This is a genomic window from Rhodopseudomonas sp. BR0G17, from assembly GCF_010907025.1.
Lineage (GTDB): Bacteria > Pseudomonadota > Alphaproteobacteria > Rhizobiales > Xanthobacteraceae > Rhodopseudomonas > Rhodopseudomonas palustris_H.
Genome location: NZ_QUML01000006.1, coordinates 58,749 through 71,757 on the forward strand (window position 1 = coordinate 58,749; position 13,009 = coordinate 71,757).

Sequence of the window (13,009 nt, forward strand, 5' to 3'; positions counted from 1 at the left end):
GCATCGGCGGCGACGGTCAAAGCGAAGGTTTCTCAGAAACAGTTTCCAGCGCCATTCGGGACGCGCGGTGAAGGACGCTACGCCGATCGGCCGAAAGCGATGTCACTTGGCTAAAATTGTATCGAGTGCGTGGTGGATTTAGATAGCGGATAGAGGCACAACACGCGGACTTTAGTGTGCGAGGACGCGACGTTCGAGATGCAGGGTTCGGTTGTCAGAGTCACGTTGTCCCTGATCGGGCCGGGCATCATCAGCGTGTTCGGCATCGCGTTTCTTGCGGCCTGGAGCTACGACCGGCGGCGGCCGTATCTCGTCCTTCTGGCCGCTGCGTGTGCGCTGTTCGCGCTCGGTGCGTCGAGCCAGATTCTCTATTGGCCGCGCGACACTGGCCTCAACGCGATGGTGTCGGGCGCACTCTACACCTGCGCGGTCATCGCGGCCGTCGAAGGCGTGCTGAGCCGGTCGGGCAGGGCGTTCGGCTTGTGGATCGATATCGCGATCTTCGCCGCGTTTTCCCTGGCGCTCTGGTACTTCTTCTACGTCGATCGCAGTCTGCTGGCGCGGATCTACGTGCAGAATTTCGGCTACGGACTTCTGCTGTGCGTCGCCGCGCTGCGGCTTTCGCAGCTCAGACGCGGCCGCGTGGTCGACCGCATCCTGTTCTGGACGCTGTTTCTGTTCGGGCTCCACTTCTTTCCGCGCACCGTGTTCACGGTCGGCGTGTCGCCGCCGGCAGGTGAACCCGCTTTCGCCGACTCCGTGTTCTGGCAGACGCTGCAATTGTCGCTCGCCGTCCTCGGCGCAGCGTCGGCGATGGCCACCTTGGCCGCGGCGGTGTCCGACCTGATCGATGATCTGCGCCGCGAGCGCGATCTCGACCATCTGACCGGACTGCTCAACCGCCGTGGCTTCGAGACCGAGATCGCGGCTCCGATGCGCCGCGCGCCCGAAGGCGGGGCGCTGATCCTGTGCGACGTCGACCATTTCAAATCGATCAACGACACGTTCGGTCACGACGTCGGCGACGTGGTGCTGCAGGAGATTGGGACGATCCTGCGCAGAACCGCCCGCAAGGGCGATCTGGTCGGCCGCTGGGGCGGTGAGGAGTTCGCCGTGTTCCTGCCGGACGCTTCGCGCTCCGATGCCGCCGAATGCGCCGAGCGGCTTCGCCAGACCATCGCGAACAGCCGCATTCCCGGTCTGGACGATAGATCAGTGACCGCGAGCTTCGGGGTGGCGACGATCCACGAAGCCGGCGACTGGGCGGCGCTGTACAAGCTGGCGGACAGTCGGCTTTATGTGGCGAAGGCATCGGGCCGCGACCGCACCGTCGATCGCGGGATGTCGGCCGAAAGATCGCCGCGCGAACCAGTCGCGTAGCCCGGATCAGCGAAGCGATAGCCGGGAGCGGCATCTCGGCGGCCCGACCACTGCCGGCCGTCGCTGCGCATTCGGAACAGCGCTGCACGCACTAGGCGCGGCTCGCCGCGTAGGTCGGGATCACACTGTCACGGGATCACACTGTCAAACAGCCACGGCGTCGCGATCTCGCGGCTCTGCCGAGCCCGAGCTTTGCGCCCGTCGTCATCGCGACGAGGGGCGGGGGCGCGCCGCTTGGCGCAAAGTTGGTGGTTGGATCGCGATGGCTTGCGAACCATCGCGCGACGCCGTCACGGCGCGCCCACCAGCGGCGATCTTTTGGCATCGGGACCGTTCTTCCGGGCGCGGGGAGCACGGGGATTTCTCCCGCCTCGTTCCGTCCCGTCCAGCCACGCGAGGGGCAGCCGCTCATAGTAGCGGCGGACGGCGACCTTCTGCCTCCCGGACGATCGGCTTGCGAGGCCGCTCGCGCAGGACGCCGCGTCAGGCCCGGCGCCGCTGCACCATGCAGCCTCGCCAAACCCTCACCGGCCGGTCTCCCAGCCGGCGATCTGTCCCGCTCAACGACGCCTCGCGAAGCGCCCCTCACGGACAGGACGACGCGGACTATAATCCTTGTAGGAATATTGTCAAGCGGCATGGCCCGTAGCCCGGATGAGCGCAGCGATATCCGGGAGCAGCATGTCAGTGGTGCGAAGAGTCCCGGGTGTCGCTGCGCTCACCCGGGCTACGCTTTCTTTTCCAATCCACAGGACGCCGACGGGCAGGGAGCCGACCTTGGCATCGGCTGACGCATGCGTCATCATGCGAGAATGAAGGCTACACACAGTACCACCGGCATCGCGCTTCCGCGGATCTGACGCTGGAAGCTGCAGCAGGCGATCGCCCGGATCGCTCGCTGTCGGTCACCTGAGAAAGCTCGGGTGAGCCATCGCCGCATGCGCGGCTTGCGAACCATTGGTCCTCACGATGCATAACGTCTTCGAAAGCCCGTTCAAGGGCATCACGCTCGATCGCCTGGTCACCAACCCGAATATCCGGGTCGGCCGCTACAGCTACTATTCGGGCTATTATCACGGTCACGGCTTCGACGACTGCGCCCGCTTTCTTCTGCCGGACGACGGTGTCGACAAGCTCGTGATCGGTTCGTTCTGCTCGATCGGCTCGGGCGCGGCCTTCATCATGGCCGGAAACCAGGGGCATCGCAGCGACTGGATCAGCACCTTCCCGCTCTTCTGGATGCCCGAAATGCCAGCCTTCGCCGGCGCGGCGAACGGATTCCAACCCGCCGGCGACACGGTGATCGGCAACGATGTCTGGATCGGCACCGAAGCCATCGTCATGCCCGGCGTCAGAATTGGCGACGGCGCGGTGATCGGCGCGCGGGCTGTGGTGTCGGATGACGTCGAGCCGTACGCCATCGTCGGCGGCAACCCCGCGAAGGTGATCCGGAAGCGGTTTGGCGATCCCGACATCGCGCGGCTGCTCGAGCTTCGCTGGTGGGACTGGAGCGACGACGACCTGAGAGCTGCGATGCCGATCCTGACCAGCGGTGACGTTGCGGCCCTTCACCGGCACAGGCAGACGGCCGTCCAATCCGTCGCATAGCTAGTGCCGTAGCCCGGATGAGCGCAGCGACATCCGGGAGCAGCATTTCAGCGGCGCGAAGAGCCCCGGGTGTCGCTGCGCTCACCCGGGCTACGCTGATCCACTCTGCGGGCTTCGGGCTTTGCTTGCCCGTCCAACCTCACCGCCGTCATTCCGGGGCACGCCGCCTTGCGGCGTGAACCCGGAATCTCACGGCACCTTGGTGAGGGCCAAAGGTCACCGCATTGCCATCTCGCAAGCACAGGGAGTATGGAATTTCGGGCTCGCGCTCCGCGCGCCCCTGAATGACGAGCAAGGAGGTCCGATGAGTGCATCATCCGGCTATCTGGCGCTGGTCTACAAGGACAGCGACACCTCCTACGGCGTCGCCTTTCCCGACGTGCCCGGCTGCATCTCGGCCGGCGACACCTTCGAGCAGGCGATCGACAACGCTGCCGAAGCGCTAGGTGGTCATCTCGCATTGCTGCGTGCCGACGGCGATCCGATCCCGCAGCCACGCAGCATCGAGCAGTTGCGCGACGACCCGGAGTTCGTCGCGGACGCCGCCGATGCCGTGGTGGCGTTCGTTCGCCCGCAGGCGGAGCGAGCGGCGGCGGAGTGACGAGCGCGTAGGGCGCAATAGCGAAGCGTATTGCGCCGCCGAGGTGGATCGGCGGATTACGCAGCGCTAATCCGCCCTACGAGCTAAGCCGCAGTTTCCGATGTTTGCGTCACGTCGCCACGGCCTGCCAGGAGGCCGGCGATCGAGATATCCTCGTCGAGCGCGTCCCAATGCAGGCCGACGCGGCTCAATTCCACCTGTGCGCGCTCGGCCGGGGGCGCCCGCAACAGCCGCGGAAACCACGCCAGCGGCACGCCAAGGGTGCGACCGTCCGACAACTCGACCCACATCGTGTGATCGTCAAAACGGACGCTGGTGGCCGAAATGGTCATGCCATGCTCTCAGGATCAGGTAGCGGTTCTCCGCGATGGCGACCATCGTAATCCTGCAATTCGGAAATGCGAAGCGCCTTAAGGGGGGGCGGCGTATCAGCAGGCGACGAATCCCGGGTGTCGCTGCGCTCACCCGGGCTACGCTCGCTGAGCTAGTCCCGTAGCCCGGATGAGCGAAGCGACATCCGGGGGGCAGCATCTCGGCGGTGCAAAGAGTCCCGGGTATCGCTGCGCTCACCCTAGCGACGCTTGCTAAGAGGGTTTTCCTATTAGTAAGTCGTTCAAGATGCCGACCAAGGTGTTGTAAGAATCGGTCCCTCGAAGGCGCATTTCCGACGCGATCCGACGCTTTACACGCAGCAGGTCCCCCTTAATGTGCCCGGCCTTTCGTAGCTCTTCCAGCAACAGCTTTCCATTGCAGAGGTTTCGCCAGTCGTCGTCCCACAACGCTTTCAGTTCTTCGAATTTGCCGTCGTACATCTTTGCGTAGAGTTCAGCGAATCCTTTAGTTCGCAGGTCCCGGAAGCTGTTCTCGAAGATTTCGATACGAGACCAGATGGCGTCCGCCGCAGCTCTGGGAGCCTTGTCGATTGCCTTCATATCAAAGCAAATATTCTCAAGCCCAAGCTCTCTGAAAACACTGCGAGCTGCAACAACCTCAAGCTGAGATATGGCGTGTTTCTTCATTGTATTCGTTGTTTCAGTGAGATTGCTGAATGGGGAGTCCGAAAGCTCCTTATCCCTCGAGATGTCCGTCAATATCTCTGCATCGAGTAAGTAATTTTCAAGGCAATACCGTTGGAGTTGCCGCATCTTTACTAATAATGAATCGCGGAGGTTCGATGGCTTTCCATCGTGATCGAACAAAAAGTAGTGGAGGCCGATTTCGTCGCCCCTACATTCGGCAGCCTGGAGTTCTTTAATATCGCTCTCGATCTGGCTGCGTCCGCCAAGTTGTTTGACTTTGTATCTTCGTACTATGTCGTCAAATCCAGATCGTAATATCTCGGCATCGTGAATCCCCTCAACTGAAATCGTGCCTTTGTACAGGAGGGCTTCGCTTTCGGAACTGCCTAGCCGCCGGAGGGCGTCTCGGATTTCGCCCTGGTCTTGCTGTCTAACCCGAGCCAGAGTTCGTCCATTTCTGAGGTGATAGAGTGCGCAGTCATTCCGATCGAGTGCGCCAGCCAATATTTCTGCAGAGTGGGAGCAGATAATCGATTGCATATTCTTCTTGAGGGAAAATTCTTCAACAAGGAATTGTAGTAGGTCATGACAAACTGCGGGATTGAGATGTAGTTCGGGTTCGTCAAGCAGGATCATGCCGTTGTCGGCTATGCTTTGCGCGATTAACAGGGTGGTGAGAATTAGGCCTTTCTCGCCGCTGCTCAGTCCGTCGATATCGAATTGGCGCTGAGAATCGACGTCAATAATCGGTATTGACAGCATTCCGATGGAGTTGACGCCGATGTTGCCGAGAGCTCGTCCTTTCAGTACGCGATCAAATATAAGTCGGAACTGCTCGGAAAGCAGAATTCGTCCCTCGGGGTGTCCAATGATGGTGCTGAAGATCATGTTCTTCAGTCGATTATATTTAAGTTGAGGCTGTGAATTGTACGATTCAAGCTGCTGATTAGTATCGGCCATTCCTAGCTGAACTGGTTGCTCGCCAATCGGCATGGCTCTATCGGCCGGAAAGTATGAAAATATGGTCCGCGTAGGGTCAAGACTCTGCTCTAGAGTCGCGTAGAGTATTTGTTGGGTCGGGTTTTCTCCAGAAACCGTGCCTGATGCGTAATCGATATTTAGATTGAGGTGTATTTCCTTGGTTGCTGACAGCTTTGCAATTTCGGATGCTATTTGTTCGGAGGCGTGGCTGAGGGCTGCTCGTCCCTGGGGTGATTGCAGGTAAGGCATGGCCTGGGCAACGGTGGCCTGTGCGAGGCCGGCATTGTGTAGCGCGACGCGTGGAGGGATTGTGGGTTTAAGTGCCTCAATAGTGGAGATTTCCGAATCTTCAACGCGAAATGTACACCGCACGGAGGTGGATTTTGCCGTATCACTTGCCGCGGCCGATGCTTGAATGCTCTGCGGAATATGGGGGGAGGCAAGGCCTAGCGAAATGAGTGTCTGCACTGTTTCCGATGTGGTGCGTGGTGCTAGGACGCTTTTCGCAAGCCGAATTGCTTCTAGAATTGTGGTCTTTCCAACTGCGTTGGGGCCGATGATGACGTTTGTAAGCTTCTCAAATTCGACGTCGATCTCTTCGATTGCTCGAAAATTCGTGATACGTAGTTTGCGTAGATGCATAATATGGCTCGCTGTTAATGCGCGGAAGTATTCGCTAGTCTAGATATGCGCGGCAAGAGAGTATGTGTTAGTCGCTCTTTGGGGTTTATACAAAAGAAGCCGGGTTTTGGCCCGGCTGCTTCTGTTCTGTTAGAGATAATTTTGGTGGCGCGCCTATTTGCGCTTTGGGGCTAACTGCACCCCGTCGTCGACCCGCACGTATCACACTTCATACAAGTCCCGTTCCGCACCAGCGTGAAGTTGCCGCACTCCGAGCACATCTCGCCTTCGTAGCCCTTGGCTTTGGCTTCGGCGCGGCGTTCGGCTTTGGTCGGGGCGGCCTGGGTCGCGGCGGTGGTGGCTTTGCTCCACTGCAGCGCTTCCAGCTTTTCGGTCGGCGACAGATCCGTCTGCACTTCCTGCTTCAGCGCGGTGGCGCCTTCGAGGGCGTCGCCGACGCGGGAGGAGGCGAGTGCGGTGACGGTCGGCGCGGCGCCGGCCGGGGCGTTGCGCGGCGTCGTCTCCGCCGGGTGGGCGGGGGTGCTGCGCATCACCACCAGATTGTCGGTGCGCGACCGGGTCAGGCCCTTGGACAGATACTTGGTCGCCGCCGCGGGGCCGGCGATCACGCCGCCATCCGGCACCTTGCCTTCGTCGACGCCCTTGCCGATGGCATCGAAGCCGGTCTCGGTCGGATCGACATGGGCGAGGTCGAACCGGCCCATGTAGCTCACCGCCAGCTCGCGGAACACGTAGTCGAGGATCGAGGTGGCGTACTTGATCGAGTCGTTGCCCTGGACGGGGCCGGCCGGCTCGAACCGGGTGAAGGTGAAGGCGTCGACATATTCTTCGAGCGGCACGCCGTATTGCAGGCCGAGCGAGACCGCGATGGCGAAGTTGTTGATGAAGGACCGCAGCGCCGCGCCTTCCTTGTGCATGTCGATGAAGATCTCGCCGAGGCGGCCGTCATCATATTCGCCGGTGCGCAGGTAGACCTTGTGGCCGCCGACCACCGCCTTCTGGGTGTAGCCCTTGCGGCGATCCGGCATCTTCTCGCGCTCGCGCATCACCACGATGCGCTCGACCAGACGCTCGACCACCTTCTCGGAGACGTGCGCGGCGCGGGCGGCCATCGGCTTGTCGAGGAAGGTGTCGATGTCCTCGTCCTCGTCGTCGTCCGCGATCAGCTGCGCGTTCAGCGGCTGCGACAGCTTGGAGCCGTCGCGGTACAGCGCGTTGGCCTTGAGCGCGAGCTTCCACGACAGCATGTAGGCGGACTTGCAGTCCTCCACCGTGGCGTCGTTCGGCATGTTGATGGTCTTGGAGATTGCACCGGAGATGAACGGCTGCGCCGCGGCCATCATCCGGATGTGGCTCTCGACCGACAGATAACGCTTGCCGATCTTGCCGCACGGATTGGCGCAATCGAACACCGCGTAGTGCTCGGGCTTCAAATGCGGCGCACCTTCGACCGTCATCGCGCCGCAGATGTGGATGTTGGCGGCCTCGATCTCGCGCTTGGTGAAGCCGAGCGCAGTGAGGAGGTCGAAGTTCGGCTGCGCGATCTGCTCGGCTTCGATCTTGAGGACGTCCTTGAGGAAGTCCTCGCCGAAGGTCCACTTGTTGAAGGCGAACTTGATGTCGAACGCGGTCGGCAGCGCCTTCTCGACCTTGGCGAGCGCTTCATCGGTGAAGCCCTTGGCCTTCAGGGTCGAGGCGTTGATGGCCGGCGCATTCGACAGCGAGCCGTGGCCGACGGCGTAGGCCGAAATCTCTTCGATCTGGTGCTCCGGATAGCCGAGCACGCGCAAGGCGGCCGGCACGGCGCGGTTGATGATCTTGAAGTAGCCGCCGCCGGCCAGCTTCTTGAACTTCACCAGCGCGAAGTCGGGCTCGATGCCGGTGGTGTCGCAGTCCATCACCAGGCCGATGGTGCCGGTCGGCGCGATCACGGTGACCTGGGCGTTGCGGTAGCCGTGCTGCTCGCCGAGTTCGAGCGCCTTGTCCCAGGCCGCCTTGGCGTGGGCGACGGCGTCCGGGATCGGGCAGCCGGCATGGTCGAGCGGCACCGGGTTGACCGACAGCGCCTCATAGACCCGGGTCTCGCCATGCGCGGCGCGGCGGTGATTGCGGATCACGCGCAGCATATGGTCGGCGTTCTTCTTGTAGCCGGGGAAGGCGCCGAGCTTGGCGGCCATCTCGGCCGAGGTCGCATACGCGGTGCCGGTCATGATGGCGGAGAGGGCGCCGCACAGCGCGCGGCCTTCCTTGGAGTCGTACGACAGACCCATGGTCATCAGCAGGCCGCCGATATTGGCGAAGCCGAGGCCGAGGGTGCGGAATTCGTAAGACAGCTCGGCGATCTGCTTGGACGGGAACTGCGCCATCAGCACCGAGATTTCGAGCACCACGGTCCACAGCCGGCACAGATGCTCGTAGGCGTCGAGGTCGAAGCGGTTGGCGCCGACGTCGTAGAATGCCAAGAGGTTCGCCGAGGCGAGGTTGCAGGCGGTGTCGTCCAGGAACATGTATTCCGAGCACGGATTGGACGCGCGGATGTCGCCGGACGCCTTGCAGGTGTGCCAGTCGTTCATCGTGGTGTTGAAGTGCAGGCCGGGATCGGCGCTGGCCCAGGCCGCGGTGCCGATCTTCTCCCACAGGTCGCGGGCCTTCAGCGTCTTCACCACCTTCTTGTTGGTGCGGGCGGTGAGGTGCCAGTCGCCGTCGGTCTCGACCGCGCGCAGGAAGTCGTCCTTCAGCGACACCGAGTTGTTGGAGTTCTGGCCGGCGACGGTGAGGTAGGCCTCAGAGTCCCAGTCGGTGTCGTAGATCGGGAAGTCGATCTCCTTGTAGCCCTGCTTGGCGAACTGGATGACGCGCTTGATCATCGCGTCGGTCACCAGCGCGCGGCGCGCCAGCTTGACCTCGCGGCGCAGGGCCGGGTTCTTCTCCGGATCGAAGCAGTCGTCGCCCGAGCCCTGGCAGTTGACGCAGGCCTTCAGGATCGCCTTGAGGTGCTTCTGGTTGACCTTGGAGCCGGTGACGAGAGCGGCGACCTTCTGCTCCTCCTTCACCTTCCAGTCGATATAGGCCTCGATGTCCGGGTGATCGACGTCGACCACCACCATCTTGGCGGCGCGGCGGGTGGTGCCGCCGCTCTTGATGGCGCCGGCGGCGCGGTCGCCGATCTTCAAGAAGCTCATCAGGCCGGAGGACTTGCCGCCGCCCGACAGCCGTTCGCCTTCACCGCGCAGCCGCGAGAAGTTGGAGCCGGTGCCCGAGCCATACTTGAACAGCCGCGCCTCGCGGACCCACAGGTCCATGATGCCGCCGTCGTTGACGAGGTCGTCCTCGATGCCCTGGATGAAGCAGGCGTGCGGCTGCGGGTGCTCGTAGGCCGACTTCGACTTGGTCAGCTTGCCGGTCTTGTAGTCGACGTAGTAGTGGCCCTGGCCGGGACCGTCGACGCCATAGGCCCAATGCAGGCCGGTGTTGAACCACTGCGGCGAGTTCGGCGCCACCATCTGCATCGCCAGCATGTAGCGCAGCTCGTCGAAGAACGCGCGGGCATCGTCCTCGCTCGAGAAGTAGCTGCCCTTCCAGCCCCAATAGGTCCAGCAGCCGGCGAGGCGGTCGAACACCTGCTTGGCGGAATGCTCGGAGGTGTAGCGCTCGCTCTCGGGCAGGGCGGTGAGGGCGTCGGTGTCGGCGACCGAGCGCCACAGCCACGACGGCACGCTCTCTTCTTCGACCTTCTTCAAGCGCGCGGCGACGCCGGCTTTACGGAAATACTTCTGCGCCAGCACGTCGGAGGCGACCTGCGACCAGAATTCCGGCACCTCGACATTCTCGAGGCGGAACACCACCGATCCGTCCGGATTGCGAATCTCGCTGGTCGTCAGCCTGAACGCGATGTCCGCGTAAGGAGACTGGCCGTCCTTGGTGTAGCGCCGTTCGATCTTCATCTCGTGCCCCGTTCAAGTCGCCCGAACCCCCGCCTTGGGTGGCCCAGGAAGTTGCTAGATGGACGAACCTTGTTCGCCCGGCGAGCCGTGACCCGGCTCCATCTGTTTTCGCGGGCAGAGGCGACGGCCGCATTTTTTGCAGCCGGACACTCCACCCAACATAACGCCCCATGTCGCTTTGCGAGCCGTTTTGCCGGCCCGTCGGAATGCGCCCCAACGGTCGATTTAGGAGCAGACGACGCCTCGCCCCGCTGCCGCTGTGGCCGTCGGAGGTGGTCGGTCTGGACCCTTCTGGGAAACGTCCGGCGGGACAAAAACACTCCCTCGCTGGACGGCCCTGAAGCTAGGCCGACTCCGTCCGACCCGTCAAGCAATAGTGCGGGTTCCTGAATCAAATACTAAATGTGGTGGATTAGGGTGGAAAACAGGGGCCGCGGCTCGCCCTGACCCGGTCAAGTATCGGTGAGTCCTCAGAGATTCCAAAGATCAAAAACGCGGCGCGGCGCCGCCGATCGCGGCTGCACCCGCTGTTCACAGGACAGGTATTTTTTCGCTCCAGGGGCTTGCCAAACCCGACTCAGGAGAGACGGCCTAAAGGTGTCTGATTACGGGTGGCGCCGGCCACCCAACACCTGCATTCTGTGCGCTCCTCCTGCCGGGTTTTCCATGTCCGATCCTTCTCCGATTCCCGCGCGCGGCCGCATCGCGTCCGGCGGCCTGGTGTTCCTGACCGTGACCACGGTGGCTTGGGGCCTGAGCTGGCCGGTCACCAAATATCTGATCGCGCAGTGGCCGCCGCTGCCGCTGCGCGGCCTGACCGGGATTGCCGGCTCGCTGGCGCTGTTCGGCTATGCGGCGCTGCGCGGCGACAGCCTGGCGGTGCCGCGCGACCAGCGGCTGCGGCTGGTGGTGTCGGCGTTCTTCAACGTCACGCTATGGATGGCGGTAATGGGGCTGGCGCTGTTGTGGCTGCCAGCCGGCGAGACCGCGGTGATCGCCTACACCATGCCGGTGTGGACCGCGCTGCTCGCCTGGCCGCTGCTCGGCGAGCGGCTGACGCTGCGGCGCGTGGCGGCGCTGGCGCTGGCGTTCGGCGGCATCGCGGCGCTGATGGGCGCGGCGGGCTTCGCCGCCAGCATGACGAAGCTGCCCGGCATCTTGCTGGCGCTCACCGGCGCGCTCGGCTTCGCGCTCGGCACCATCTTCCTGAAGCGGTTTCCGATCGCGCTGCCCGGCGCCACGTCGGCGGCGTGGCAGATCGGGTTCGGCTGCATTCCGGTGGCGGTGATCGGGCTCGCGTTTGAGATCCCGCACGCTTCGGTGCTGACGCCGCTCGGCTGGGCCGGGCTGGTGTATCTCGTCGTGATCCAGTTCTGCGTCGCTTACGTCTGCTGGTTCGCCGCGTTGCAGCGGCTGCCTGCATCGGTCGCGGCGATCGGCACCATGGCAACGCCGGTGATCGGCGTGATCGCCTCGGCGGTCGCGCTGCACGAGCCGCTCGGCGTCGGCCAGATCGCCGCGCTGGTGATGACGCTGACCGGCGTGGCGCTGGCGACGCGGTCCTGATCCACGGCAATTGCCGGTGGACCGCGCCGCGCACGGCCTGATACAAAATGCCGTCGCCGCCATCTCACGAGCGGCGCGGACAACGAACAAGACCCCAGGGGCATGAAATGACGTCCAACACGAAGAAGCTGCTGGTGACGGAATCGTTGTCGCAGCGGGGCAGGGCGCTGATCGCCGCACGCGGCGATATCGAGATGATCGAATTTCCCAACATGATCTCGGCGGAGGATTTCGACGCGCTGCTGCGCGCCGAGGCGCCGGTGCACGGCGTCGCGCTCGGCGCCACAAGGTTCGGCGAGCGCGAACTCGATGCGGCGCAGGAGATGCGCGTGGTGGCACGGATCGGCGTCGGCTTTGACGCGATCGACGTGCCGGCGCTGAACAAGCGCAAGGTGCCGCTGATGACTGCGGGCACGGCGAATTCGCCGTCCGTCGCCGAGCAGGCGCTGTTCATGATGTTGACGCTGGCCAAGCGCGGCGCCGAGCTGCACGCGCTGGTGAAGACCGGCGCCTGGGCGACGCGGCTCGGGCTGCTGCCGTTCGATCTGTTCGGCAAGACGGTGCTGATCGTCGGCTTCGGCCGGATCGGCACCCGCACCGCCAAGCGCTGCCTGGCGATGGAAATGACCGTGCTGGTGTACGATCCTTACGTGCCCGCGGCAGCGATCGAAGCGGCCGGCTGCAAGGCAGTGGACGATCTCGCCGCGGCGCTCGCCGACGCCGATTTCGTCAGCCTGCACTGCCCGAAGACGGCGGAGACCACCGGGCTGTTCGACGCGGCGCTTCTGTCGAAGATGAAGCCGACCGCGTACCTGATCAACACCGCGCGCGGCGGCATCGTGGTCGAGCAGGCGTTGTACGAGGCGCTGCTCGCGGGCAAGCTCGCCGGCGCCGGGCTCGATGTGTTCGAGCAGGAGCCGCCGCCGCACGGCCACAAGCTGTTCGATCTGCCCAACGTGATCATCGCGCCGCACGTCGCCGGCGTCACCCGCGAAGCGCTCGACCGGATGGGCGAGCAGACCGCCCGCAACATGCTGAGCGTGCTCGACGGCGATCCGATCCGCGTCAACGTCGTCAATCAGGACGTGCTCGGTTAGTTGGACGCTCGGCGTTCATCACCTTAGCGCGCGTCGTTGCGAGCACCCGGATCGGCGCTCCGCGCCGTCCGAGCACAGGCTCCGCGAAGCAATCCAGGGCCGCAAGTCCGAGATTGGATTGCTTCGTCGCTTCGCTCGCAATGCCGCCTCAAAGATCATTGCATCATCACC

General features: G+C 63.4%; 8 protein-coding genes. 5 read left to right on the forward strand and 3 right to left on the reverse strand.

The window, feature by feature from the left end; genetic code table 11:
• The first annotated feature begins 225 nt into the window (after positions 1–225).
• The 3 genes from DY467_RS06880 (at position 226) to DY467_RS06890 (ending at position 3,589) form a co-directional block, all read left to right on the forward strand.
• The gene (locus DY467_RS06880; RefSeq protein ID WP_246701477.1) at positions 226–1,380 is read left to right on the forward strand and encodes a GGDEF domain-containing protein; all 1,155 of its coding nucleotides are present in this window, start codon (positions 226–228) and stop codon (positions 1,378–1,380) included.
• Positions 1,381–2,349: 969 nt separating this feature from the next.
• Positions 2,350–2,988 carry a type B chloramphenicol O-acetyltransferase gene (gene catB, locus DY467_RS06885; RefSeq protein WP_164634819.1) on the forward strand — a complete coding sequence of 213 codons (639 nt, stop codon included), beginning with the start codon at positions 2,350–2,352 and terminating at the stop codon, positions 2,986–2,988.
• 304 nt (positions 2,989–3,292) lie between these two features.
• The gene (locus DY467_RS06890; RefSeq protein WP_164634821.1) at positions 3,293–3,589 is read left to right on the forward strand and encodes a type II toxin-antitoxin system HicB family antitoxin; all 297 of its coding nucleotides are present in this window, start codon (positions 3,293–3,295) and stop codon (positions 3,587–3,589) included.
• Positions 3,590–3,672: 83 nt separating this feature from the next.
• On the opposite strand, the gene DY467_RS06895 is transcribed toward DY467_RS06890, so the two are convergent.
• The 3 genes from DY467_RS06895 to DY467_RS06905 form a co-directional block, all read right to left on the reverse strand.
• Complete coding sequence (locus tag DY467_RS06895; RefSeq protein WP_164634823.1) at positions 3,673–3,921, reverse strand: DUF2442 domain-containing protein; 249 nt, start codon at positions 3,919–3,921, stop codon at positions 3,673–3,675.
• Between the two features lie 252 nt (positions 3,922–4,173).
• Positions 4,174–6,231, reverse strand: a complete 2,058-nt coding sequence (locus tag DY467_RS06900) for an ATP-dependent nuclease (RefSeq protein WP_164634825.1) — start codon at positions 6,229–6,231, stop codon at positions 4,174–4,176.
• A 170-nt stretch (positions 6,232–6,401) separates the two neighbouring features.
• Positions 6,402–10,175 (reverse strand): vitamin B12-dependent ribonucleotide reductase, encoded by a 3,774-nt coding sequence (locus DY467_RS06905; RefSeq protein WP_164634827.1) that lies wholly within the window; start codon positions 10,173–10,175, stop codon positions 6,402–6,404.
• Positions 10,176–10,841: 666 nt separating this feature from the next.
• Here DY467_RS06905 and DY467_RS06910 point away from each other — a divergent pair.
• Together DY467_RS06910 and DY467_RS06915 are read left to right on the forward strand one after the other, a co-directional pair.
• On the forward strand, positions 10,842–11,741 hold the full coding sequence (locus tag DY467_RS06910; RefSeq protein WP_164634829.1) for a DMT family transporter: 900 nt from the start codon (positions 10,842–10,844) through the stop codon (positions 11,739–11,741).
• Between the two features lie 107 nt (positions 11,742–11,848).
• Entirely contained in the window at positions 11,849–12,838 is a 990-nt protein-coding gene (locus tag DY467_RS06915; RefSeq protein WP_164634831.1) for a hydroxyacid dehydrogenase, read from the forward strand.
• Positions 12,839–13,009 lie beyond the last annotated feature (171 nt).